We start from the raw sequence: 25433 nt of genomic DNA, 5'->3' as shown, positions 1-25433 counted from the left end.
GCAGCAGCGAGCTGCCGTGATTGACCACCCTCTTCTGTCACAAACACTTCAACAATATTGTCGAGCTCATTAGCCTGGTTTTCAGTCTGCTCAATCGCCGCGTTGGTTTCTTCCACCAAAGCCGCATTGTGCTGGGTGGTTTCATCCATGTCGCGCACCGCAGTGTTGATCTGCTCAATCGCAGACGCTTGCGATTTGCTCTTATCCGCAATCGAAACCATGATTGTGTTGTTAGACCGTGCTGCCTCCAGCATTGCTTCCAAGCTCTTGGCTGCTTGCGCCACCAATTGTGAACCACCATCAACTTCGGTTACAGACTGCTCAATCAAAGCCTTCACTTCGTTTGACGCTTCTGCCGCTGATTGCGCCAGACGCCGCACTTCAACAGCAACCACCGCAAAGCCTTTACCGGCTTCACCTGCCCGCGCCGCTTCAACAGAGGCGTTCAAGGCCAACAAGTTGGTTTGGAAAGCAATATCGTCAATCATGCCGATAATGTTCGAGATCTTATTCGAAGAGGTTGTAATCCGTTCCATCGCCTCATTGGCCTGACGCATCACATCGCCACCTTCTTCCGCAGTTGAGCGGACCCGCTCGGCAATGTTTGAGGCTTCTTCAGCTTCTTTTGCATTTTCCAACACTGTGTTGGCCAATTGCTCCATGGCTGCAGAGGTTTCTTCAATTGTCGCGGCCTGACGGGTCGTACGATCAGAAAGATCGTTGGCACCAGAAAGGATCTCGCCTGTTGCTGTTTTAAGGGCACGAGATGTCGTGCGCAGCTGGCCAACCACGTCGGTCAACCGATCACCAACCCGGTTGGTATCGTTCTTCAACTGCAAGAACGCACCTTCATAGTCGCCTTCCATCCGCACAGTCAGATTGGTGTTCGCCAAGGCTGACAGCACTTCGCCAGTTTCTTTCAAACCACGGTCCACAGTCGAAACAAGACCATTTACGCTGTTCGCGATTTTGCGCAGACCATCATCATTTAGATCCAACTCAATCCGATGGGAGAAGTCACCCGCCGCGGCAGAACCCACAACTTGTCCCATTGAGTCTTGTAAGGCTTGCATCGCTTTGTTGCGATCCGCCAGTTCAGCAGCGCGTTCACGCTCTTCTGCATCAAGGGCGGCAACTTTCTCGGCATTATCGCGGAACACTTCAACAGTTTGCGCCATATCGCCTAGCTCGTCTTTGCGGTCCAAACCTTCAACTTGAACATTGAGGTCATTTGAAGCCAATTGGCGCATAATTTCGGCCAAGCGTTTCAGACGTGGGGTTACGTCGAAAACGATCAAATAGGCGGTCACCGCTGAGATGAGCAAGGTCAGCAATGCAGATGCCCACATCGCGATTGTTGCAATCGTCACATATTGTTGAGCAGATGCCACACGGTCGGCAATGCGCTGCTCAAGCATCACATAAAACTCATCCACCGGCCCCATAATGTTGCCCTTGAATTCGTGATAATCATTTGAGTGCACCAATTCGATCGCACGGTCACGGTCAACAACACCCGTGTCATTGCCATCCTTGTCTTTGCCTTCAACCAAATTCATGGCTTCAACTTCAAGGCCAACAAGTCCATCTGAATTCGCTGCGGCTTCCGCAAGTTTTGCCAACTCGGCTTCTGTCATGCCCGCTTGTTTCATCAAGTCAAGCAGTGGCACTTTTTGATCCGTATTGGGGCGCGGCACGCCAACTGATGATGCAACAAAATCCCAGTAAATGCGGTGATAATCTTCCGGCCGGGCTTTCACACCATTCCGGATATCAAGAATATCCATATATTGCTGTTTGTAGCTCTCATCACCAGTCACCACATAGGTGCGGCCCAAGCGCGTCAAGTCGTCAGAACTCTGGCGCAGCTCATCTGCCAAAAGATAAGAATGATATTGCTGCTCAAGCGCGGCTTCTAGTTCGTAATTTGCAGAATTGTTGACCGCAATCATTGCCAACAATAGGGCGACTGATGCAATCAAAGTTGCACCGGCAATTTTAAAGATTTTCTCGATGGACATAATGCACCCCAAATAGTGAATTTATTCACCTTCATTTATTTCACTAAATGTTTAAAAAACTCTCCACAAAGAACGATCCAATTTTAAAAAAGCCAGCAATTAGCATCACTTAAGAGAATACAGCCCCTCGCGCAAAAAATATTTGAATATATTCAATGACTTATGTAGATGCGATTTTTATCCATTTTTGTTAATAAGTAGAATTTTTCGAAAACGTTTTGAAAATCCATATTCAAACGGCGTTTTCCAACCCAATTTTGAAGCCCTAAACCAAAAATCCACTCAAAGCATCTTTGAGTGGTTTTCGGTTCTGAACGCATATTATGTGCGGCAAGGAATTTTAAAACTCTTCCCATTCCTGATCGACAGCAACAGCATTGTTGCCGCGGGTGACCATAGACTTTGCCGCAGACATGGCCTTGGCCTGCATTTGCTTTACGCCACTGAGAGGTTTGGCAGCAGGGGCACTGGCTGCGGGCCGGCTTGCAGCAGCGAGCTGCCGTGATTGACCACCCTCTTCTGTCACAAACACTTCAACAATATTGTCGAGCTCATTAGCCTGGTTTTCAGTCTGCTCAATCGCCGCGTTGGTTTCTTCCACCAAAGCCGCATTGTGCTGGGTGGTTTCATCCATGTCGCGCACCGCAGTGTTGATCTGCTCAATCGCAGACGCTTGCGATTTGCTCTTATCCGCAATCGAAACCATGATTGTGTTGTTAGACCGTGCTGCCTCCAGCATTGCTTCCAAGCTCTTGGCTGCTTGCGCCACCAATTGTGAACCACCATCAACTTCGGTTACAGACTGCTCAATCAAAGCCTTCACTTCGTTTGACGCTTCTGCCGCTGATTGCGCCAGACGCCGCACTTCAACAGCAACCACCGCAAAGCCTTTACCGGCTTCACCTGCCCGCGCCGCTTCAACAGAGGCGTTCAAGGCCAACAAGTTGGTTTGGAAAGCAATATCGTCAATCATGCCGATAATGTTCGAGATCTTATTCGAAGAGGTTGTAATCCGTTCCATCGCCTCATTGGCCTGACGCATCACATCGCCACCTTCTTCCGCAGTTGAGCGGACCCGCTCGGCAATGTTTGAGGCTTCTTCAGCTTCTTTTGCATTTTCCAACACTGTGTTGGCCAATTGCTCCATGGCTGCAGAGGTTTCTTCAATTGTCGCGGCCTGACGGGTCGTACGATCAGAAAGATCGTTGGCACCAGAAAGGATCTCGCCTGTTGCTGTTTTAAGGGCACGAGATGTCGTGCGCAGCTGGCCAACCACTTCGGTCAACCGATCACCAACCCGGTTGGTATCGTTCTTCAACTGCAAGAACGCACCTTCATAGTCGCCTTCCATCCGCACAGTCAGATTGGTGTTCGCCAAAGCTGACAGCACTTCGCCGGTTTCTTTCAAACCACGGTCCACAGTCGAAACAAGACCGTTTACGCTGTTCGCGATCTTCTTCAATCCCTCGTCGCGCAATTCCAGATTAATGCGTTGAGAGAAATCACCTGCTGCTGCAGAGCCCACAACTTGCCCCATGGAATCCTGGAGAGCCTGCATGGCTTTGTTACGGTCCGCCAGTTGGGCGGCACGTTCCCGCTCTTCAGCATCCAACGCAGCAATCTTTTCTGCATTATCGCGAAACACCTCAACGGCCCGCGCCATTTCACCCACCTCGTCAGAGCGATCTTGGTTTTCTACAACCAAGTCCAGCTCATTGTTTGAAATGCGAGACATCGCATCCGAGATTTTTGCCATCGGGGTGGTGATGGTTTTTGAGAATACAAAACCGAGAAAGGCGATTACAGCACTCACTAGAAGCCCAATGCCCATCATCATCATGGACATAAAGCCAATGGCGCTCAACGCCTCTTCTTTATCCTGCAGTGCAACCACCGCCCAGTCCGCACCGTCAAACTTCACATGTGCTGCATAAAATAGCGAGGTGATATCGCGGTAGCCAACTTCTTCACCTGAAACCGCCACATTATCGAATACTTTTGCCAGAGCATCCGATTCATATGTGGTGTTCAGAATGTCGTTTTCTTCACTAAAGGTAGAATCATTGCGCAACTTATAGTCTGCGCCAACCAGGATGGTTTCCCCAGTCGCGCCCAAACCTGCTTCTGAAGCCATGACCTGATTGATTTTATCGATTGGCATTTGGTAGGCGATTACGCCAATGCGTTGGTTGCCATCAAACACCGGCGCAGAAATGAACGCTGCTGGCGCATCATAGCTCGGCGCGTAAGGCTTGAAGTCAAAGAATTGCTGCTCGCCTTTGTTCAACGCAATACCCGCGCGGAACGCATTGCCGAGATCGGTATCTGCCCATTGGCCACCACCAGACTTGAAGTTTGTGGCGTAATCCAACTCTTTAAAAACACTGTAGACGAGATCGCCATTGGTGTTGAACATGAAGATGTCGTAGTAGCCGCGTTCTTCCAGTAGGTCACGATAGACGGGGTGGAACTTGGCGTGAGCTTGGTTATAGCTATTGTCACCCGGAGCGGCATCCAGCAGATGCTTTTCACCCAACTGATTTGGATTTTCCTCAATATAGGCATTTTGCAGGGTCTTAGCCTTGTCGCCTTCAACTTCGTCAAAGCCAACGGCAAAGGCATTCAACGCATCCACCGTATAAGGGTGCGTTGCCTGCAATTCGAGGTCGCCCTCAATTTCTTGCAAATATCGCTCGAGCTCGCGTTCAAGATTGGTCGCAGCGGTTTCAAGCTTCTTCGTTGCCGCTTCGGTAACAACGTTAGAGCCGATAATTACACTCACCACGCCCAGCGACAGCCCCACGGTCAGTGTTGCGGCGATCACTAGTCCGGGAATTTTATGGACGATCTTCATGCGCTCAAGCAATTTCATATTTGTCTCCAATCTTGTCCGCAGCCCCACGGACAAAAAAATAGAGCAATAGCCGACCCCTAATATGGGAAAAGTCGATTATTGCTCTAAATATCAGATAGTAATTATATTCTTCTCAAAACATTTTGGGCGCATTTAATTAAAGCATGGTTACATTTTCTAAGGAGTTTTAAGAAATATCAAAAAAAAGGGCCCGCAAAACTGCGAGCCCTTAAAACTTTGAAGCGTAGGACGCTTAGTGGACCATGCCACCAGCATCCACTTCAAGAAGCAAGTTTTTCCAACCGTCTAGGTTGTTTTGTGCTTCTTGTTTGGCGTGATCATCACCTGCTTTGTCCAATGCCTCTTGTGCAGAGACAATGGCCGCATCTACTTCAGAGCGGTCAAAGTCTTCACCTGTTTTGGCTTCTTCCGCCAAAATGGTTAGACCTGCATTTGATACATCGGCAAAACCGCCACGCACATAAAATGAGCGCACATCGCCATTTTCAGCTTTAACGGTCACAAAGCCAGCCTTGAGGGTTGTCATCATCGCGGCATGGTCGCCCATCACCGTGAAATAACCGTCGGTACCAGGCACGGTGACCGAAGCCACATCGTCGCTCAGCACCAAGTTCTCTGGTGAAACCACTTCGATTTTAATGCCTTCGGCCATACTTACCTCTTAACCTTACGCAGCTTCCGCAGCCAGTTTCTGTGCCTTTTTCACGGCGTCATCAATGGTACCAACCATGTAGAACGCAGCTTCTGGCAAGTGGTCATAATCACCAGCAACCAGACCTTTAAAGGCTTTAACAGTTTCTTCCAATGGAACGAAGATACCAGATGTACCAGTAAATACTTCCGCCACGTGGAATGGCTGAGACATAAAGCGCTCAATCTTACGCGCACGGGCCACAGTCATTTTGTCTTCTTCAGACAATTCGTCCATACCCAAAATCGCGATAATGTCTTGAAGTGCTTTATAGCGCTGCAAAATTTCTTGAACTTCACGAGCAACTGCATAGTGCTCTTCGCCAACCACTTGAGGGTCCAACAAACGTGAGTTTGAATCCAACGGGTCAACCGCAGGGTAAATACCCTTTTCAGAAATCGCACGGTTCAAAACTGTTTGCGCATCCAAGTGAGCAAATGTTGTTGCAGGTGCAGGGTCAGTCAAGTCATCGGCAGGCACGTAAACCGCTTGCACAGAGGTAATAGACCCCTTTGAAGTGGTTGTAATCCGCTCCTGCATGTCACCCATGTCAGTCGCCAATGTTGGCTGATAACCCACAGCTGAAGGAATACGACCCAACAGCGCTGACACTTCTGAACCAGCCTGTGTAAAGCGGAAGATGTTATCCACGAAGAACAACACGTCCTGACCTTCATCACGGAACTGTTCCGCAATGGTCAAACCTGTCAACGCCACACGGGCACGAGCACCTGGAGGCTCGTTCATCTGACCGAACACCAATGAACATTTAGAGCCTTCGCCGCCCTTTTCTTGGTTCACGCCAGATTCAATCATTTCCCAGTAAAGGTCGTTACCTTCACGTGTACGCTCGCCAACGCCCGCAAACACAGAATAACCACCGTGATTGTTCGCAACGTTGTTGATCAATTCCTGAATAAGAACTGTTTTACCAACACCAGCACCACCGAATAGGCCGATCTTACCGCCCTTCGCATATGGCGCCAAAAGGTCAACAACCTTAATGCCGGTTACCAGAATTTCAGCTTCTGGAGACTGTTCAACAAATTCAGGTGCCTCAGCGTGAATTGGACGCCGTGCTTTTGATTTGATTTCGCCTGCTTCGTCGATTGGCTGACCAATCACGTTCATGATGCGGCCAAGAGTACCTTCGCCCACTGGAACCGTGATTGATTCACCTGTGCTGGCTACTTCTTGTCCACGAACAAGACCTTCGGTCGTGTCCATCGCGATGGTACGTACAGTGTTTTCGCCCAAGTGCTGAGCCACTTCCAGTACCAACCGGTTGCCATTATTGTCTGTTTCAAGCGCATCCAAAATTGCCGGGAGGTCGCCGTCAAACTCAACGTCCACCACCGCGCCAATAACCTGCGCAATGCGTCCGACCTGTTTCGCTTTTGCTGCCATGGTCTGTCCTCGTTTGCCTTAGAGCGCTTCCGCGCCTGAGATAATTTCAATCAATTCTTTTGTAATCTGCGCTTGGCGCTGACGGTTATAGCTGATGTTCAATTTCTTGATCATATCACCAGCATTGCGGGTCGCGTTGTCCATAGCGGTCATTTTCGCGCCCATTTCACCGGCACCATTTTCCAACAATGCGTGGAAAATTTGCACAGAGATATTGCGGGGAAGCAAGTCCTCAAGAATTGCTTCTTCGCTCGGCTCATATTCATAGTTGGCTGAATCTGCGCCGGCGTCTTCCTCTGTCTCATCAAACACAGCAGGGATCAGTTGGTGCGCCGTTGGCACCTGAGCGATCACAGACTGGAATTTCGAATAGAACAAGGTTGCAACGTCAAATTCGTCTTTTTCAAACATGTCGAGCACACGTTCGCCAATGCTTTGAGCGTCAGTGTAACCAACTTGCTTGACTTCGCGCAGGGTAATCAAATCCAAGATTTGATCTGGGAACAAACGCTTCAACACGTCATGTCCCTTTTTGCCTACGCACAAAATTTTAACCGTTTTACCTTCAGCCAAAAGCTTATTGGCATGATCACGCGCCAACTTAGCAATATTGGAGTTGAAGCCACCACAAAGGCCACGCTCCGCTGTTGCAACAACAAGCAGGTGCGTTTGGTCTTTGCCATTACCACCCAGCAATTGAGGGGCGTCTTCACGCCCCTTATAGGCTGTGGCCAATGAAGAGAGCACATCATTCATGCGTTCGGCATAAGGCCGAGCATTTTCAGCATTCTCTTGCGCACGACGCAACTTTGCTGCTGCCACCATCTGCATGGCTTTGGTGATCTTCTGGGTCGACTTGACCGAAGAGATCCGGTTTTTAAGGTCCTTCAATGAGGGCATAGCACCTCAGCTCCTTAGTTAAACCACTCAGTTATGCAGCGAATGTCTTGGCGTAATCGCCAATCGCGGCGTCGAGTTTGGCTTTCAGATCATCTGAAAGGGCTTTTTCTTTTGCAATTGTTGTCAAAAGATCTTGGTGCTTAGAGCGCAGGGCTGAAAGCAAGCCAGCTTCGAACTTTTGAACATCGCGAACTTCGACTTTGTCGATATAGCCGTTCACGCCAGCAAAAATCACCGCAACCTGTTCTTCGGTTTTCAAAGGTGAGAATTGTGGCTGCTTAAGCAACTCAACAAGACGGGCACCGCGGTTAAGCAATTGCTGTGTTGCAGCATCAAGGTCTGAACCGAACTGCGCAAAGGCCGCCATTTCGCGGTACTGCGCCAATTCACCCTTAATAGAGCCGGCAACCTGCTTCATCGCTTTAATTTGCGCTGATGAACCCACACGTGACACAGACAAACCAACGTTAACCGCAGGACGGATACCTTGGAAGAACAAGTCAGTTTCCAAGAAGATCTGACCGTCTGTAATCGAAATCACGTTTGTTGGAATATAAGCAGAAACGTCGTTCGCTTGTGTCTCAATGATCGGCAAAGCGGTCAATGAGCCTGAACCATGATCTTCGTTCAATTTCGCAGCACGTTCCAAAAGACGTGAGTGAAGATAGAACACGTCACCAGGATAAGCTTCACGCCCAGGTGGACGACGAAGAAGAAGTGACATTTGACGATAAGCCACAGCTTGCTTTGACAAATCGTCATAACCGATCACAGCGTGCATGCCGTTATCACGGAAATATTCGCCCATGGCACATGCTGTAAATGGTGCCAAGAACTGCATCGGCGCAGGGTCAGACGCTGTAGCGGCAACAACAATAGAATATTCCATTGCGCCAGCATCTTCCAAAGTCTTCACGAACTGCGCCACAGTTGACCGCTTTTGGCCAATCGCAACATAGATACAGTAAAGTTTGTCATCCTCATTGCCAGCTTCGTGAGCAGGCTTTTGGTTGAGGAATGTATCCAAAATGATCGCTGTTTTACCAGTCTGACGGTCACCAATGATCAACTCACGCTGGCCACGGCCAATCGGGATCATCGCGTCAACCGCTTTCAAACCTGTAGACATTGGCTCATGCACAGACTTACGTGGCAAAATGCCAGGCGCCTTCACATCCGCCAAAGCACGGTTTGCAGATTTGATTGGACCTTTACCATCGATTGGGTTGCCCAAGCCGTCAACAACACGGCCCAACAACTCTTTACCGACAGGCACGTCAACAATCGCGCCAGTACGCTTAACCGTGTCACCTTCTTTAATGCCCCGGTCAGAGCCAAAGATAACAACACCGACATTGTCGGCTTCAAGGTTAAGAGCCATCCCTTTAATGCCACCTGGGAACTCAACAAGTTCACCAGCTTGCACATTATCAAGCCCATATACACGAGCAATACCGTCACCTACTGACAATACTTGCCCAACTTCTGAGACTTGCGCCTCTTTCCCAAAGTCCTTGATCTGGTCTTTTAGGATGGCGGAAATTTCCGCAGCTTTAATGTCCATTAGCCGACCTCTTTCATGGCGATCTTCATGGCAGTCAATTTCGTCTTAAGCGAGGAATCGATCATTTGTGAACCGACCTTAACGATCAAGCCCCCAATAAGATCAGCATCCACATGTTGCTCAAGCGTGACATCCTTGCCGATTTTCTTTTTCAGAGCAGCAGCAAGGCTGTCCTGGTGTGCTTTCGAAAGCGGTTGAGCAGAGGTGACCTCGGCGTGAACTTCGCCACGGTCTTCCGCTGCAAGCGCTTTGAACTGGTTAATCATGGCGGTCAAAGCGAACAATCGTCCGTTCTTGGCCACCAAGGAAACAAAATTGGCTACAAGGCCCTTTGCCTTTGCCTTCGCCAAAAGCGCAGCAACAACTTGCTCTTTTTGCTCGCCGCTGATGACAGGGCTCTTCAAAAAGTCAGCAAATTCTGCACTTTCATTGATCATTTTAGAAAGGCCATCGAGCCCCTTTTCAACACCGGCGACGTCTTTCGCGTCACGCGCAAGGTCAAAAAGTGCTGACGCATATGGCCGTGCGATCTGAGTTAGAACTGAGTTTTGTGCGCTCAACGCCTCTATTCCCCAATCTTCTCGAACTTTGCTCAAACCCGTTTTGTAAAGTTAGAACAACTTTCCAATCCGAAACAAAATTCAATGGTGTTTATAGTTGGACCTGTCGATCCCCCTCAAATATCGCGCACCGTCTATCACATGGCTTTCGGGTGCGCAATATGCAGGGACCATTTTCATGCCTAACTTTGGGCGGATTCGTGAGATTCCCACACGGAATCATAAAAGATTGACAAATTGTCGCACTTCAGGGTCATTTTTGCCCGACAATTCTAGTAAAAGCTCATCGGGTCAATATCGACCTGAACCCGCAAATTTCCCGTTGGTTTTGGCCCTTCAGCCAGCCAAAAGCGCACATATCCGGAAAGATCAAACTGCTTTTCGCTTTGCACCAGCAACCGCACACGATGCCGTCCGCGCACCATCGCTACAGGTGCATCTGCTGGGCCGAACAATTTCAGCTTAGCCTCGTCCGGCGCCTTTGGCGAAAGAACCGCCAACTGCCGCGCATAGTTAAAAGCCACATCATGTTCATTGGCAGAAATAATCAGTGCCGCCAATCGGCCAAAGGGTGGCAAGCCAACCATGCCCCGCGCTTTGATCTCATGGGCATAAAATGCTTCCCGATCACCACGCACCAACGCCTGCATCACCGCATGCTCGGGCACATAAGTTTGCAAGAAGGCACGGCCAGACTTGCCTGTACGTCCTGCGCGTCCTGTAACCTGCGTCAGAAGCTGAAAGGTTTTTTCGGCCGCGCGCGGGTCGCCATGCGCCAACCCCAAATCCGCATCCAGCACGCCCACCAAATTCAATTTGGGGAAATGGTGCCCTTTGGCCACCAATTGGGTGCCGATGATCAAATCATAATCGCCCTGTGCAATTTCTTCGAATCGGGCCTTGGTTTGCGCCATAGTGCCCATGTCTGACGAGAGGATTACCCGTCTTGCATCGGGGAAACGTTTTGCGGCCTCTTCCGCAATACGTTCAATACCAGGACCAATCGGCACCAGCGAATCGTCCGCCCCGCATTTATGGCATTCTTTCGGCACACCAATTTCATGACCACAATGGTGACAGGTCAGCACGCCGCGAAACCGATGCTCAACCAACCAGGCTGAACAGTCCGGGCATTGATATTGATGGCCGCAAGAACGGCACAAGGTCAGCGGCGCATAGCCCCGGCGATTGAGGAACAGCAAAGCCTGCTCACCCCGATCCAAAACTGAAAAGATTTCCCGCGCCAGTTTCGGGGCGATCCATTCGCCCTTCTCTGGACCATCCGCCCGCATATCGATAGCGGTAATATCCGGCATTGCCGCTTCAGCAAAGCGACCCAGCATTTTCACATGTTGGTATCTGCCTTGGTCGGCATTGTTGCGACTTTCCACCGATGGTGTGGCCGAAGATAGAATCACATGTCCTTTGGTGAGATTGGCGCGCACCACCGCCATATCCCGTGCATGATAATTCACGCGGTCAGATTGCTTAAACGCCCCATCATGTTCTTCATCGATCACGATAAGGCCCAGATCTGGAAACGGCAAAAACAATGCCGAGCGTGCGCCAACAACCGCAGGCACTTTGCCCCGCGCCACAGCGCGCCACATGCGTGCCCGTTGCACAGGGGTCATATCGGAGTGCCACTCTCCGGGTCTCGCGCCAAACCGCTGTTCAAACCGATCGAGGAAAGTATGGGTCAACGCAATCTCGGGCAGCAAAATCACAGCTTGCCGGCCAGCTTTGAGACAGGCCGCCACCGCTTCAAAAAACACTTCCGTTTTGCCCGAGCCAGTCACCCCATCCAGCAGCGAAACACCAAATTGATGAAACCCATTGCTGGTAATGGCATCAACAGCAGCCTGCTGCTCATCATTCAGAGAAAGCGGATTATGGTCTGCATCCGGTGCAGTAACAATTGGCGGCGGTGGTACAAAATGTTGCTCCAGCACCCCTTGCTTCACCAACCCCTCGATCACCGATGGCGAAACACCGCTGGCGCCCACCAGCGCCGTCTTGCCCCAGGAAAAACCATCTTCCATGGTCTCGATAACCCGCTGCCGCGCTGACGTGAGCCGTTCGGGCCGCAAATCCGTCAACTGATAAACTGTCACCGGCTTATCTGGCTCAAAGGCTTCTGGCGACCGCAGCACCCCGCGCAACACCATGCCGGGCTGCGCCAAAGTATATTTCGCCACCCAATCCACTAGCTTCATCAGCTCATCTGTCAGTGGCGGTGTGTCAAAAAGTGTTTCTATGTCGCGCAAGCGATTGTGGGCCACCTTATCCTTTGGCTCGCCCCATACAACGCCTGTCACTTTGCGCGGGCCCAACGGCACCTGCACAATCGATCCACGCGCCACCTGCATATCGTGCGGTACCCGATAAGAATAGGGACCGTCCACGGCCACACTCACCATCACCGCCACAATGTCAGATGCAATTTGGTTCACACGTACTCCAAGAGATTCGTTTTGACCAAGGCTAGAAAGAATTGGACCAATTGTCAGCCACATTTGCGCTTTGGTAAGCTCGACATTGTATTTTAAAGTCAGTGAAACCCAACTGAGCAATATTCATGGCATTCGACAACATCCACTCAAAACAGGTCGGCCAATGGCGTACCATGTGGCTAGACGAGCTAAGTTCCCTGCGCCGCCTGTCGGAGCAAACCTTGATTGCCTATGATCGAGATTTGGATCAATTGCTGCATTTTCTGGTTGGACATTTGGGTGAGCCGGTGCAAACCAAGCATTTGCAAAATCTCACGCCAACAGATTGGCGTGCCTTTTTAGCCCATAAGCGCAGCAACGGCGCCAAAAATCGCTCAATCGCCCGCAGCCTATCGGCCCTCAAGAGCTTTTATAAGTTTTTGGCAAAAGAAGGCTGGGCCACGCCAGACAGTTTAAATGCCATCCGCGCGCCCAAAAAAGATCAATCTCTGCCTAAGGCTCTGACGGCCATTGACGCGAAACGCCTAATTGATGATGGCGACATCTTAGATGAAGAGCCCTGGATCGCCGCGCGAGACATTGCAGTGATGGCCCTTTGCTATGGCGGCGGGCTGCGGATCGCCGAAGCCTTGTCGCTCACCCCGTCAGATATTGAGGGCAAGGACAGTCTGCGCATCACCGGCAAGGGCGGCAAAGTCCGCATGGTGCCAATGATCAAAGCCATCCACGACGCCATTGAAGACTATCGCAGCAAATGCCCATTTCAACCTGGGCCGAAAGATGCACTGTTTCGCGGCGCGCGGGGCGGCCCCTTGCGGGCCCGTTTGGTGCAATTGAAAATGCAAAAATTGCGCGCGGCATTCGGCTTACCCGCCAGCGCAACACCCCATGCTTTGCGCCACTCCTTTGCCACCCACCTATTGGGTGCAGGTGGCGATCTTCGCGCCATTCAAGAACTGCTGGGCCACGCATCCCTATCCACCACCCAAATCTACACCAAGGTGGATAGTGCCCATTTGATGGATGCCTATTTGAAAGCCCATCCGCGATCCTAGCAAACCGCACTTAACTGGACGCTGCACCAAAAACCCGACTTGCCACGCCGCCGTTCGAGGCATTTACTTCACGGGTTAAATCTGTTGTGATCGCAACAGCACATCCAGCCAAGGTTTGTCCCCCATGTCGTCATCTGCCGCGCCCAATCGTTTGTTGGGCTATTTTATTGGTGCTTTAGGCGCCAGCTTTTTTTCCACCAAAGGCATCGTGATCAAGCTCGCCCTCTTGGAAAATGTGGATGCGGTAACCACCCTCACTTGGCGGATGATCATCGCAGTGCCGTTTTTTGCCGTGATTGGCTATTTCGGCTATCGCAAGCAAAAGGCCGCCAATGGCGGCCAGTCGGTCCTAAACTGGCGCATCACGGCTAAAATCTGCGCCGTCGGCATTATCGGCTATTATGTCGCCTCTTATCTGGATTTCGCAGGTCTCAATTACATCTCCGCCCAATTTGATCGGCTGATTCTGCTCACCTACCCCATTTTTGTGGTGGTCATTGGTGCCCTTTGGCAGCGCCGCAAAATCAGCGCCGCCGCCATGATCGCCTTGGGCGTTTCTTATGGTGGCCTGGCGATCATCTTTGCGCATGATATCCAGCTTGAAGGGCAAAACACCGTGATCGGCGCATTGCTGGTGCTGGGCGCTGCGTTGGCCTTTGCTATTTATCAGTTACTGGCCAAGCCATTGATTGACCAAGTGGGCGCACGCCTCTTCACGTCCATCGCCATGAGCGCCGCTGGCGGCATGGTTATCCTGCATTTTCTGGCCACTCACGAATTTGCTGATCTCATCTTGTCGCAAAAGGCCATGTGGCTGATGCTGGCCATCGGCACCATCTCAACCGTCGCGCCGGCCTATTTGATTGCCATTTCAATCGGCATGGTGGGGCCGGAACCCACTGCGGTGCTGGGCAATGTGTCGACCATCGTCACCATTGTGCTTGCCATCACCATTTTGGGCGAACCCTTTTCGCTTTATCACGGCTTTGGCGCGGCGCTTGTTTTGTGTGGTGTGCTGCTGTTCACCCATATGGATCATCGCGCACAAAAACTGCCCGCAGGCGCCGCTCAACTCAAAAAACAGCCATAATGTAACGGCATTCTGCCCGTTCACTGCTCAAACAAAGTTGAATTTATGAAAAAGATTATTCTTTCCAGCCTTTTGCTCAGCCTCTCCGCCAGCGTCAGCTATGCCGCGTGCGACACCAGAAATCTAGTCGCCGAACTGCAGCAAAACGATCCTGCAACCTATGAAGAGTTGAAAGCGGAAGCCGCACAATATGCCAACCCGGAAGGTGTGTTCTGGGAAGTCTATCACGAAGATATGGACTTCAAATCATATGTGTTTGGCACCCTGCACAAAGCCGACCCTCGTGTTTTGGATCTGCCCGCAAATGTGCAAGCCGCGTTAGAAAGCGCAGACGTGGTCGCGGTTGAAATTGAAAGTGCTGACGACCCGAGCGCCGTCGGCGCCGTAATTGGCAAAAGCCCGCAACTGATCCTGCAACCTCAAGGCGAAAGCTTGGCTGACGATCTATCGTCAGAAACAGTTGCCGCTGTTGATGCTTATTTGAACGAGTTGGGCATGGACTTTGATATGCTCGCGCCACTCCAACCTTGGATTGGGGCGTCCAGTCTTTCTTTCACCAAATGCGATATGGAATGGGGCGGCCCCACCGCACAGGTTTTAGATGCACGTTTGATCGAATTGGCCAAGTCAAAAGACATTCCCGTCGTCAGCTTGGAAACCATTGAGAGCCAACTTGAAGCCATCTCATCCATCAATGAGCAAATGTTTATTCGTTCCATCGAAGATGTTGCCCGCCTTTATGAGGAAGGCATTTATGATGCGGTGCTGCAAACCATGAATGAGCTTTATCTCAAAGAACAGATCGGCATGATCATCCCGGTGCAGTTGCATTATACCAGTCAATATGAAGGCCGAGATGATGATTGGGCGGAGTTCCAAGAAGCCTTGCTGGACGCCCGCAATGAACTAATGGTCGAAAATGCCGGTCAGCTGATGGACGAACAATCCACCTTCGTCGCCGTTGGCGCCCTGCACCTCATCGGCGACACGGGCCTAATTGAAGGCCTCCGCAATTACGGCTTCGGCGTCCGTCGCATTCCATTGGAACGCTGATTAATGCCAGCCACCGAAGTGATGGACCTGCGATGCTCTTAGTTGTTCTATGTGTTTATGCTGCTATAGCGGCCACAATCGGAGCCATTATTGTGCGCATAGGTCTCTTATTTGCCCCGAGTTCAACTCTGTTCAGAAGCGTATCCTCAGTGGTTTTGTTGCAGGTGCTTCTTGGCACGGCCTACATGCTATTCATCAATTTCGACGCACCACCGAACGCAAAAATGGATTGGTCGATTGTTGTAATTTGCGGCGTGGTTGGTGGCCTTTTGTCGACTATTCCAGCAATCCCGATCCTTCGGTTTCGCAGATAGCCAAAGAACGGGCCGGAACTTGCGTCCAAATAAAAACCGCCGAACCATTAAGGTCCGGCGGTAAATTTTTATCGATTTGCACCAAAGGCACAATCCGATTCAAAAGCTTACATATGAATCGTACCATCACCACAGCCAAGGGCGGCTTCGCGCACGGCTTCTGACATGGTGGGGTGAGCGTGGCAGGTGCGCGCCAAATCTTCAGCAGAACCACCAAATTCCATCAAAACAGCAAGCTCGTGGATCATCTCGCCTGCGCCTTTGCCCACAATATGAGCGCCCAACACGCGGTCGGTGTTTTTGTCAGCAATGATTTTTACAAAACCATCAGTCGACAACATGGCTTTCGCCCGGCCATTGGCGGTGAATTGGAATTTGCCGATCTTATAGTCGATGCCCGCATCTTTCACTTCTTCTTCGGTCTTGCCGACAGAAGCCACTTCTGGGCTGGTATACACAACGCCAGGGATCACATCATAATTCACATGACCAGCTTGGCCTGCCAAAATTTCAGCAATGGCCACGCCTTCATCTTCCGCTTTGTGCGCCAACATTGGGCCAACAACTACATCACCAATGGCATAAATGCCATCAACATTGGTTTTGTAATGGTTGTCGATTTTCACGCGGCGGCGTTCATCCAGCTCAACACCTGCTTCTTCAAGGCCAAGGCCTTTAGTGTATGGCGTACGGCCAATTGCCACCAACACAACGTCGGCATCCAGCTCTTCAGCATCGCCGCCAGCAGCTGGCTCAACGGTCACTTTCAAGCTGTCACCTGAATTGTCCACATTGGTCACTTTGGTGGAAAGCTTGAATTTGAAGCCCTGCTTTTTCAGCGTGCGTTGGAAGTTTTTCGCCACTTCCCCGTCCATGCCCGGCAAAATGCGGTCCAAAAATTCAACCACAGTGACTTCTGCGCCCAAACGTGACCAAACAGAGCCAAGCTCAAGGCCAATCACGCCCGCGCCCACAACGATCATTTTTTCTGGTACAGTTTCAAGATCAAGTGCACCCGTTGAGGTCACGACGCGCTTTTCATCAATCTCAATGCCCGGCAAGTTTGCTGAATCTGAACCGGTCGCAATAACGATGTTTTTGCTTTCGATTGTTTGGGTAGCCCCATCGTCTGCAGTCACTTTCACCTTGCCCGGCGCTTCAATGCTGCCCCAGCCATGGAATGCAGTGATTTTGTTTTTCTTAAACAAAAATTCGATGCCAGAAGTGTTGCTGTTCACCGTGTCATCTTTGTGCTTCAGCATCCCTGCCAAATCAACATTCAACCCTTCCACTGCAATGCCCAATTTCGAGAAATTGTGGCCAGCTTCTTCATAAAGCTCCGAGGCGTGCAACAAAGCTTTTGAAGGGATACAACCGATGTTCAAGCATGTGCCGCCATGGGTTTTGCGTTTTTCAACAACCGCAACTTTCAGCCCCAATTGCGCTGCGCGAATGGCACAAACATAGCCGCCAGGGCCGGTGCCGATGATAGTGAGATCAAATTGTTCTGACATAAATGCCTCTCTTATATTAAACCCTTTTGGAGACGATCTTGCTCGTCTTCTTCATTTCTATCGTTGGGTCAGGGCCACTTTTGCGGCCATGCCAATCAATACAGCACCCGTGGCGCGGTTAAACCATTTGCCCATGGCGTAAAACCCTGCACGCACCCTCGGGGTCGTGAAAAAAATCGCCACCAGCGAAAACCAGCTGAACAATACAAAGGCCATCGCCCCCACATAGCTAAATTGAATGTGGATCGGTGTAGATAGGCTCACCAAAGTGGTGAACACGGATACGAAAAAGATCGTGGCCTTGGGGTTCAGCAGATTGGTCAAAAACCCGATGCCAAAACTCTTAAAGATGCTTTGGCTGGTATCAATATGAGATACATCCATTTTGGCTGGCTCTGGCGCGGGCGCACGCAAAGACTGAATGCCCAAGTAAAGCAAATAGGCCGCGCCCAAGAACCGGATAATGTTGAAGGCCAAAATAGATTGGGAAATGATCAAGCCGACACCCAGAATAGTGTAGGTCGCATGCACAAACACAGCCGATGCAATACCAAGACTGGTGAAGATGCCTGCCTTGCGACCATTGGCGATGGATTGGCGCAAAACCATGGTGAAATCGATGCCCGGCATAATCGCCGCCAAGCCGAAAACCGCCATAAGTCCCAAAAATTCGATCCAATAGGCGTCCATTAGTTTCCCCAGAACATGGCAACAAACAAAGGTTGCATCATCAATACCAATCCAAGTGCACTGAATTTCCAGATAAAGGTCCGCACATATGGCGTGCCAATCAAATAGGCTGGCAAAAACAAAACCCGTGCCCAGAAATAAATATGTGCACCCACCACCGAAAACCCATTGCTGGCAGAGAGCAACTCGATCGCCAAAACCAGCGCGATAAAAATCGGGTAGGTTTCAACAAAGTTTCTCAGCGCGCGGTTGGCCCGGCCAGCCAAACCGGTCGGGACAATTTCTTCGTCCCGCGCGGTGATTGTATAGCGGTTGCCAACCTGCGCTTTGAATAGAAAGCTTTGGGTGGTGACATAGATGATGGCCACCACCGTGCTCCAAATCAACAATGTCAATTCAACTGACATGTTGGGCTATCCTTTGGGTTGGCACAAAGCCTTAAAGATCAAGCACCAAACGCTGTGGATCTTCCAAGCTTTCTTTCAAACGTACCAAGAAGGTTACGGCTTCTTTGCCATCAACAATCCGGTGGTCATAAGATAGCGCCAGATACATCATTGGCTTAATGACGATTTGACCATTTTCCACAACAGGCCGTTCCTGAATTTTGTGCATCCCCAAAATGCCAGATTGTGGTGCGTTCAAAATTGGGGTCGACATCAAGGAGCCATAAACACCACCATTTGAGATGGTGAATGTACCGCCCTGCATGTCCGCCATTGAAAGGTCGCCATCACGTGCAGCAACACCCAAGCGGCCAATTTCTTGCTCAATCTCAGCAATCGACATCTGGTCTGCATCGCGCACAACAGGCACAACCAAGCCCTTGTCTGTGCCCACAGCAACGCCAATATGTGCGAAGTTTTTATAGATGATGTCAGTGCCATCAATCTCCGCATTCACGGCAGGAATTTCTTTCAACGCATGGCAAACCGCTTTGGTGAAAAAGCCCATAAAGCCAAGCTTAACGCCGTGCTTTTTCTCAAACAATTCCTTGTAAGATTTGCGCAGATCCATCACCGGCTTCATGTCCACCTCGTTAAAGGTGGTCAACATGGCAGCTGTGTTTTGCGCATCTTTCAAGCGGCGTGCAATGGTTTGGCGCAACCGGGTCATTTTCACCCGCTCCTCGCCTTCACCCGCTTCACGCGAAGCAGCAACAGCTGCCTTTTTCGGCGCGCTTTCTTGCTTTGCACCCAAATTAGACACGGCAGACATCACATCTTCTTTCAAGATTTGGCCACGCTTGCCAGAGCCATCAACATCGCCAGCATCAATGCCTTTTTCCGTCATCATCTTTTGTGCAGATGGTGCGGGAGGCATATCGCCCGTTCCGCTGGTGCTAGGTGCCGCTGGGGCTGCCGCAGGTGCAGGCGCTGCCGCTGCCGCGCCTTCGCCAACCGCGATCCGCGCCAACACAGCACCGACCTCAACGGTTTCGCCGCTTTCCGCAACAATCTCAACGATTTTGCCAGCCTGTGGTGCGGGCACATCCATGGCAGCTTTATCGGTTTCCAATTCAACCACAGCTTCGTCAGCGTCTACACTGTCGCCAACTTTTTTGAACCATTCGCCCACATCGGCTTCCACAACGGATTCGCCGGAGCTTGGTACCAAAAGTTCAATAATTTCAGCGTCACCGCTAGATTTGTTTTCGTCCGCCATCGAAGCCTCGCTTGTCTCGGCATTATCATCATTATCTTGCGCTTGAGGTGCGGCGCCATCACTTGCGCCAATGGCGCCAATCAATGCACCAACCTCAACAGTTTCTCCCACTTCGGCGCTAATTGCTTCCAAAACACCATCGCTTGGTGCGGGCACTTCAATGGTCACCTTATCGGTTTCCAACTCAACAATTGGCTCATCAGTTTTGACGTGATCGCCGACTTTTTTGAACCATTGGCCGATTGTGGCCTCTGTTACGCTTTCGCCCAAAGTGGGCACTTTAATTTCTTGGGACATTTTATTTTCCAATCAATTCGCACTATTCGGCAAAAGCTTCATCCAAGAAGGCCTGCAACTGCGCCAAATGGTTGCGCATCAAACCTGTCGCAGTGGATGCAGATGCGGCGCGACCCACATAACGCGGACGTTCACCAGCACGATCCATTTGCTCAAGCACCCATTCAACATAAGGCTGAATGAACGCCCAGGCGCCCATATTTTTCGGCTCTTCCTGACACCATACAATTTCAGCATTTTTGAAGCGTGACAACTCATCATGCAATGCTTTTGCTGGGAACGGATAAAGCTGCTCCAACCGCATCAGATAAACATCGTCGATGCCGCGCTTTTCACGATCTTCCAGCAAGTCGTAATAGACTTTGCCTGAACACAGCACCACGCGACGGATCTTATCGTCTGATTGCAGTTTAATTTCTGTTTGACCGCCCGGTGTCTCCGCATCATCCCACAGCAAACGGTGGAAAGTGGAGTTCGGGCCCATTTCTTCCAAAGAAGAGACGCAACGCTTATGGCGCAACAGGCTCTTTGGTGTCATCAAAATCAACGGCTTCCGGAATTCGCGGGTCAATTGACGGCGCAAAATATGGAAGTAGTTGGCCGGAGTTGTACAGTTCGCCACTTGCATATTGTCTTCCGCACAAAGCTGTAAAAAGCGCTCCAAACGAGCAGAAGAGTGCTCTGGCCCTTGGCCCTCATAACCATGCGGCAACATCATCACCAAGCCAGACATCCGCAGCCATTTGCGCTCGCCGGACGAAATGAATTGGTCGATCACGACTTGAGCGCCGTTCACAAAGTCACCAAACTGCGCTTCCCAGATGGTCAGGGCGTTTGGCTCAGCCAATGAATAGCCATATTCAAAACCAAGCACCGCCTCTTCAGACAGCATGGAGTTGATCACTTCATAGCGAGCTTGACCGTCTTTGATATTGTTCAACGGCGTATACATGCGCCCATCTGCCTGATCATGCAGCACAGTGTGCCGTTGCGAAAACGTACCGCGCTCGCAATCCTGACCAGACAAGCGAACCGGGTGGCCTTCGGTCACCAACGAGCCAAAAGCCAAGGCTTCGCCAAGGGCCCAATCAATGCCCTCGCCTGAATCAATCACTTTCTTCCGGTTGTTCATGAAACGCTTAATGGTCTTATGCGCTTCAAACCCTTCTGGGATATCGGTGATCTTGGTGCCGATTTCGCGCAAGCGGTCCACATCCACGCCAGAATTGCCGCGACGCGCGCCATCTTCGGCGTGCTTGATGTTTTTCCAAGCGCCATCCAGCCAGTCGGCCTTGTTGGGTTTATATTCATCGCCAGCGGAAAACTCTTCTTCCAAATGGCTGCGCCAATCAGAAATGAATCGATCCACTTCCTTCTCGCTCAACACCCCTTCGCTCACCAGCTTATCAGCATAGATTTGCAGCGTGGTCTTGTGCGAGCGGATCGCCTTATACATTTGCGGCTGGGTAAATGACGGCTCATCGCCCTCATTGTGGCCAAAGCGACGGTAGCAGATCATGTCGATCACCACTGGCTTCTTAAATTTCTGGCGATATTCAATCGCGATCTTGGCCGCAAACGTCACCGCTTCCGGATCGTCGCCATTCACATGGAACACCGGCGCTTCAATCATTTTCGCCACATCGGTTGGATAAGGCGAAGAGCGCGAATACATTGGTGCGGTTGTAAAGCCGATTTGGTTGTTGATCACAAAGTGGATCGAACCGCCCGTACGGTGGCCTTTAAGACCAGACAACCCAAAACATTCTGCGACAACACCCTGGCCCGCAAAGGCCGCATCACCATGCAACAGCAATGGCAATACAGATGAGCGATCGGTTTTCTTTGGCGGTACAAAAATGCCATCTTCAGCATTGTGCTGATCTTGCTTGGCACGAGATTTGCCCAACACAACTGGGTTCACAATTTCCAAGTGAGATGGGTTCGCTGTCAGCGACAAGTGCACATTGTTGCCATCAAACTCACGGTCGGATGACGCCCCAAGGTGATATTTCACATCGCCCGAGCCTTCCACATCATCAGGATGCGGCGCGCCGCCCTTAAATTCGTGGAACAAAGCGCGGTGTGTTTTGCCCATCACTTGGGTCAAAACGTTCAAACGACCGCGGTGGGCCATGCCCAACACAATGTCTTTCACGCCCAAAGCACCACCACGCTTGATGATTTGCTCAAGCGCTGGGATCAGCGCTTCGCCGCCATCAAGGCCGAACCGCTTGGTCCCAGTATATTTCACGTCCAAAAACTTCTCAAAGCCTTCCGCTTCGATCAGTTTTTTCAAAATCGCCACTTTACCTTCCTTGGTAAAAGCAATCTCTTTGTCCGGACCTTCAATCCGCTCCTGCAGCCAGCCTTTGGCTTCTGGATCGGAGATATGCATAAATTCAATGCCGAAAGTCGAACAATAGGTCCGCTTCAAAATCTCCAGCATTTCCGGGATGGTGGCATATTCCAGCCCCAGATAGTAATCGATGAAGATCTTGCGATCATAATCTTTTTCGCTGAAGCCATAATTGGCGGGGTCAAGTTCAGGTGCATCTGCACGATCTGTCAGATTCAGCGGGTCCAAATCTGCATGCAAATGACCACGCATCCGATAAGCGCGGATCATCATAATGGCATGGATTGAATCGCGTGTGGCTTGCTGCACTTGACTGGGGTCAATCGCCACCCCATTTGCCTTGGCCGTGGCCTTCGCCGCTTTTGCCGCTTTGGCTTCAAACTGGCTCCAGTCGCCATCCAGCGCTGCCACCAATTCGCCGCCCTCAGCGCGCGGCCAGTCGGTGCGCTCCCATGAAGGACCAGAGGCGCTTTTCTTCACATCCTCTGCATTATCTTTCAGCTCGGCAAAAAAAGACCGCCATGTCTCGTCAACACTGGCGGGATTCTCCTGATATTTTGCGTAAAGCTCTTCAATATAGTCGGCATTGCCGCCATAGAGAAAAGAAGTGAGCAGAAACGCTGAGTTCTGTTCTTGTCGTGTCATTGACCTGCCTGGCGAGGAGTGGCCTCGTCGTCCCCTATTCCGATGTTTTACAGCTGTCACGAGCTGCGTGCCATTTGAGTATCGCGCGGGAGGCGTTAGGTTTCAATTAACGCTAACCCCGCGCAATATTTTGTTTTTTAGCCTTTGAGCACTTCCAAAAGCGTTTCGCCAATTTTCGCTGGAGAACGAGACACTTTAATGCCTGCATCTTCCATGGCTGCAATCTTGTCTTCAGCGCCGCCTTTGCCGCCTGAAATCACAGCACCCGCGTGGCCCATTGTGCGGCCTGGAGGCGCTGTCAAACCTGCAATAAAGCCCGCCATTGGCTTCGAACGGCCTTTTTTGGCTTCTTGCTTGATGAATTCGGCTGCTTCTTCTTCCGCAGAACCACCAATCTCACCGATCATGATGATGCTTTCGGTTTCATCATCATCCAAGAACATGTCGAGCATGTCGATAAATTCAGTGCCCTTCACGGGGTCACCGCCAATGCCCACAGCAGTGGATTGGCCAAGGCCCGCATTGGTGGTTTGGAACACAGCTTCATATGTCAATGTGCCTGAACGTGACACAATGCCCACTGAACCTTTGGAGAAAATGTTACCGGGCATAATGCCGATTTTACATTCGTTGGGTGTCAAAACGCCTGGGCAGTTTGGACCGATCAAACGTGAGTTTGATTTCTCAAGTGCAGCTTTCACCTTCACCATGTCCATCACCGGCACGCCTTCGGTGATACAAACGATCAGTTCAATCTCAGCTTCAATCGCTTCCATGATCGCTGCTGCGGCACCTGCAGGTGGCACATAGACAACTGACGCATTGGCACCAGTTGCGGCTTTGCCTTCTGCAACTGTTGCAAAAACAGGCAGATCAACGGTGCCACCGTCAACATTGCCCGTCCATGTCTCGCCACCCTTTTTCGGGTGAATGCCACCAACCATTTGGGTGCCGTGATAAGCAAGTGCTTGCTCGGTGTGGAACGTACCTGTTTTACCCGTCAGGCCCTGAACCAACACTTTCGTCTCTTTGTTGATCAAAATTGACATGGGTTACGCTCCTTTAACTGCAGCTACAATTTTCTGCGCTGCATCATCTAGGTCATCTGCGGGGATCACGTTCAAGCCGCTCTCTTCGATGAGCTTCTTGCCTTCCGCCACTTTGGTGCCCTCAAGGCGCACAACCAAAGGCACGTCCAAGCCAACTTCTTTCACTGCGGTCAAAACACCTTCCGCGATCACATCACAACGCATAATGCCACCAAAGATGTTGACCAAAATGCCTTTTACATTCGGATCAGCGGTGATGATCTTAAAGGCGGCTGTCACTTTTTCCGCGTTCGCACCGCCACCAACGTCAAGGAAGTTGGCAGGCTCTTCGCCATAAAGCTTGATGATGTCCATGGTCGACATGGCCAAGCCAGCGCCGTTCACCATGCAACCGATCGTGCCGTCCAAAGCGATGTAAGCCAAATCATACTTGCTGGCTTCGATCTCTTTGTCGTCTTCTTCGGTCAAATCGCGTAGTTCAACAATGTCAGGGTGACGGAACAGCGCATTGCCATCGAAAGAGACTTTGGCATCCAACACACGCAAATGACCGTCTTTCATCACGATCAGCGGGTTGATTTCCAAAAGGCTCATATCTTTTTCGGTGAAGGCTTTATAAAGGATTGGGAACAAGTTCATGCCATCGGCACGCGCGTCGCCATCCAATTTCAACGCATCACAAATCGCAGACGCGTTGGCTTCAGTTACGCCAGCATCTGGATCGATTGAAATATTGTGGATTTTCTCAGGGGTTTCTTCGGCAACCGCTTCAATGTCCATGCCGCCTTCAGTGGAGACCACAAAGGCAACTTGGCCTGTTACACGATCAACCAACAATGAAAGATAAAGTTCGCGTTCAATGTCCGCGCCATCTTCCAAATAAAGTTGGTTCACTTGCTTGCCAGCTGGACCTGTCTGCTTGGTCACCAATGTGTTGCCCAGCATCTCGTCCACATGGGCTTGCATTTCGTCCATATCAAAAGCAAGACGCACACCGCCTTTGGCATCTTCAGGCAATTCTTTGAATTTGCCTTTGCCGCGGCCACCTGCGTGAATTTGGCTTTTGACTACCCACAATGGGCCGCCCAATTCTTCCGCTGCTTTGCGCGCTTCGTCTTTTGAAAAGATTGGAATACCTTTGGCCACTGGCGCGCCATAGGAGGCCAAGAGCTTCTTGGCCTGATATTCATGAATGTTCATCGCATCACTCCGTTGGTTTCGCGATTCAGGT

The 25433-nt window shown here is 50.8% G+C and carries 18 protein-coding genes; 3 read left to right on the top strand and 15 right to left on the bottom strand.

Features of this window, described 5'->3' with window-relative positions; all coding sequences use genetic code 11:
• The 8 genes from ACP15Y_RS13050 to ACP15Y_RS13015 all read right to left on the bottom strand — a co-directional run.
• Positions 1-2021, bottom strand: a 2021-nt coding sequence (locus ACP15Y_RS13050; protein WP_424983529.1) for a methyl-accepting chemotaxis protein, incomplete at its 3' end; no start/stop codon positions are given.
• Between the two features lie 340 nt (positions 2022-2361).
• A complete protein-coding gene (locus tag ACP15Y_RS13045) occupies positions 2362-4893 on the bottom strand; it encodes a methyl-accepting chemotaxis protein (RefSeq protein WP_424983528.1) in 2532 nt (843 codons plus the stop codon).
• Between the two features lie 235 nt (positions 4894-5128).
• Positions 5129-5548 carry a F0F1 ATP synthase subunit epsilon gene (locus tag ACP15Y_RS13040; RefSeq protein ID WP_424983527.1) on the bottom strand — a complete coding sequence of 140 codons (420 nt, stop codon included), beginning with the start codon at positions 5546-5548 and terminating at the stop codon, positions 5129-5131.
• A 15-nt stretch (positions 5549-5563) separates the two neighbouring features.
• Positions 5564-6994 (bottom strand): F0F1 ATP synthase subunit beta, encoded by a 1431-nt coding sequence (gene atpD / locus ACP15Y_RS13035; protein WP_424983526.1) that lies wholly within the window; start codon positions 6992-6994, stop codon positions 5564-5566.
• Between the two features lie 18 nt (positions 6995-7012).
• Positions 7013-7894, bottom strand: a complete 882-nt coding sequence (locus tag ACP15Y_RS13030; RefSeq protein WP_424983525.1) for a F0F1 ATP synthase subunit gamma — start codon at positions 7892-7894, stop codon at positions 7013-7015.
• A 31-nt stretch (positions 7895-7925) separates the two neighbouring features.
• On the bottom strand, positions 7926-9458 hold the full coding sequence (gene atpA, locus ACP15Y_RS13025; protein WP_424983524.1) for a F0F1 ATP synthase subunit alpha: 1533 nt from the start codon (positions 9456-9458) through the stop codon (positions 7926-7928).
• Positions 9458-10018, bottom strand: coding sequence for a F0F1 ATP synthase subunit delta (locus ACP15Y_RS13020; RefSeq protein WP_424983523.1), 561 nt, complete (start codon positions 10016-10018; stop codon positions 9458-9460). Before ACP15Y_RS13020 ends, atpA begins: the two co-directional genes overlap by 1 nt.
• 272 nt (positions 10019-10290) lie before the next feature.
• Entirely contained in the window at positions 10291-12471 is a 2181-nt protein-coding gene (locus tag ACP15Y_RS13015) for a primosomal protein N' (protein ID WP_424983522.1), read from the bottom strand.
• A gap of 125 nt (positions 12472-12596) precedes the next feature.
• Between ACP15Y_RS13015 and ACP15Y_RS13010 the strand changes: the two genes are divergently transcribed.
• The 3 genes from ACP15Y_RS13010 (at position 12597) to ACP15Y_RS13000 (ending at position 15669) form a co-directional block, all read left to right on the top strand.
• The gene (locus ACP15Y_RS13010; RefSeq protein ID WP_424983520.1) at positions 12597-13526 is read left to right on the top strand and encodes a tyrosine recombinase XerC; all 930 of its coding nucleotides are present in this window, start codon (positions 12597-12599) and stop codon (positions 13524-13526) included.
• Between the two features lie 124 nt (positions 13527-13650).
• Positions 13651-14616, top strand: a complete 966-nt coding sequence (locus ACP15Y_RS13005; RefSeq protein ID WP_424983519.1) for a DMT family transporter — start codon at positions 13651-13653, stop codon at positions 14614-14616.
• A gap of 45 nt (positions 14617-14661) precedes the next feature.
• Positions 14662-15669, top strand: coding sequence for a TraB/GumN family protein (locus tag ACP15Y_RS13000; protein WP_424983518.1), 1008 nt, complete (start codon positions 14662-14664; stop codon positions 15667-15669).
• Between the two features lie 421 nt (positions 15670-16090).
• Here the strand turns inward: ACP15Y_RS13000 and lpdA are convergent, their stop codons facing one another.
• From lpdA to sucC, 7 genes are all read right to left on the bottom strand, one after another.
• Positions 16091-17497: a dihydrolipoyl dehydrogenase gene (lpdA, locus tag ACP15Y_RS12995; protein ID WP_424983517.1), complete on the bottom strand. Its 1407-nt coding sequence runs from the start codon at positions 17495-17497 to the stop codon at positions 16091-16093.
• A gap of 57 nt (positions 17498-17554) precedes the next feature.
• Positions 17555-18187: a LysE family translocator gene (locus ACP15Y_RS12990; protein WP_424983516.1), complete on the bottom strand. Its 633-nt coding sequence runs from the start codon at positions 18185-18187 to the stop codon at positions 17555-17557.
• Positions 18187-18594 carry an MAPEG family protein gene (locus tag ACP15Y_RS12985; protein WP_424983515.1) on the bottom strand — a complete coding sequence of 136 codons (408 nt, stop codon included), beginning with the start codon at positions 18592-18594 and terminating at the stop codon, positions 18187-18189. The genes ACP15Y_RS12990 and ACP15Y_RS12985 overlap by 1 nt, the downstream gene beginning before the upstream one ends.
• Positions 18595-18625: 31 nt before the next feature.
• A complete protein-coding gene (gene odhB / locus ACP15Y_RS12980) occupies positions 18626-20149 on the bottom strand; it encodes a 2-oxoglutarate dehydrogenase complex dihydrolipoyllysine-residue succinyltransferase (protein WP_424983514.1) in 1524 nt (507 codons plus the stop codon).
• 22 nt (positions 20150-20171) lie between these two features.
• A complete protein-coding gene (locus ACP15Y_RS12975; RefSeq protein ID WP_424983513.1) occupies positions 20172-23153 on the bottom strand; it encodes a 2-oxoglutarate dehydrogenase E1 component in 2982 nt (993 codons plus the stop codon).
• Positions 23154-23290: 137 nt separating this feature from the next.
• The gene (gene sucD / locus ACP15Y_RS12970; RefSeq protein WP_424983512.1) at positions 23291-24202 is read right to left on the bottom strand and encodes a succinate--CoA ligase subunit alpha; all 912 of its coding nucleotides are present in this window, start codon (positions 24200-24202) and stop codon (positions 23291-23293) included.
• A gap of 3 nt (positions 24203-24205) precedes the next feature.
• Positions 24206-25402: an ADP-forming succinate--CoA ligase subunit beta gene (gene sucC, locus ACP15Y_RS12965; protein WP_424983511.1), complete on the bottom strand. Its 1197-nt coding sequence runs from the start codon at positions 25400-25402 to the stop codon at positions 24206-24208.
• Positions 25403-25433 lie beyond the last annotated feature (31 nt).

This window comes from Maritalea sp. S77, from assembly GCF_049801075.1.
Taxonomy (GTDB): domain Bacteria; phylum Pseudomonadota; class Alphaproteobacteria; order Rhizobiales; family Devosiaceae; genus Maritalea.
Note: the sequence above shows the minus strand (reverse complement) of the source record. Positions and strands in the feature narration are given on the sequence as shown.

Excerpts from the sequence above, each read along its gene's own strand:
- ACP15Y_RS13045 (WP_424983528.1), bottom strand. The coding sequence starts at position 4,893 with ATGAAATTGCTTGAGCGCATGAAGATCGTCCATAAAATTCCCGGACTA.
- ACP15Y_RS13040 (WP_424983527.1), bottom strand. The coding sequence starts at position 5,548 with ATGGCCGAAGGCATTAAAATCGAAGTGGTTTCACCAGAGAACTTGGTG.
- atpD (WP_424983526.1), bottom strand. The coding sequence starts at position 6,994 with ATGGCAGCAAAAGCGAAACAGGTCGGACGCATTGCGCAGGTTATTGGC.
- ACP15Y_RS13030 (WP_424983525.1), bottom strand. The coding sequence starts at position 7,894 with ATGCCCTCATTGAAGGACCTTAAAAACCGGATCTCTTCGGTCAAGTCG.
- atpA (WP_424983524.1), bottom strand. The coding sequence starts at position 9,458 with ATGGACATTAAAGCTGCGGAAATTTCCGCCATCCTAAAAGACCAGATC.
- ACP15Y_RS13010 (WP_424983520.1), top strand. The coding sequence starts at position 12,597 with ATGGCATTCGACAACATCCACTCAAAACAGGTCGGCCAATGGCGTACC.
- ACP15Y_RS13005 (WP_424983519.1), top strand. The coding sequence starts at position 13,651 with ATGTCGTCATCTGCCGCGCCCAATCGTTTGTTGGGCTATTTTATTGGT.
- ACP15Y_RS13000 (WP_424983518.1), top strand. The coding sequence starts at position 14,662 with ATGAAAAAGATTATTCTTTCCAGCCTTTTGCTCAGCCTCTCCGCCAGC.
- lpdA (WP_424983517.1), bottom strand. The coding sequence starts at position 17,497 with ATGTCAGAACAATTTGATCTCACTATCATCGGCACCGGCCCTGGCGGC.
- ACP15Y_RS12990 (WP_424983516.1), bottom strand. The coding sequence starts at position 18,187 with ATGGACGCCTATTGGATCGAATTTTTGGGACTTATGGCGGTTTTCGGC.
- ACP15Y_RS12985 (WP_424983515.1), bottom strand. The coding sequence starts at position 18,594 with ATGTCAGTTGAATTGACATTGTTGATTTGGAGCACGGTGGTGGCCATC.
- odhB (WP_424983514.1), bottom strand. The coding sequence starts at position 20,149 with ATGTCCCAAGAAATTAAAGTGCCCACTTTGGGCGAAAGCGTAACAGAG.
- ACP15Y_RS12975 (WP_424983513.1), bottom strand. The coding sequence starts at position 23,153 with ATGACACGACAAGAACAGAACTCAGCGTTTCTGCTCACTTCTTTTCTC.
- sucD (WP_424983512.1), bottom strand. The coding sequence starts at position 24,202 with ATGTCAATTTTGATCAACAAAGAGACGAAAGTGTTGGTTCAGGGCCTG.
- sucC (WP_424983511.1), bottom strand. The coding sequence starts at position 25,402 with ATGAACATTCATGAATATCAGGCCAAGAAGCTCTTGGCCTCCTATGGC.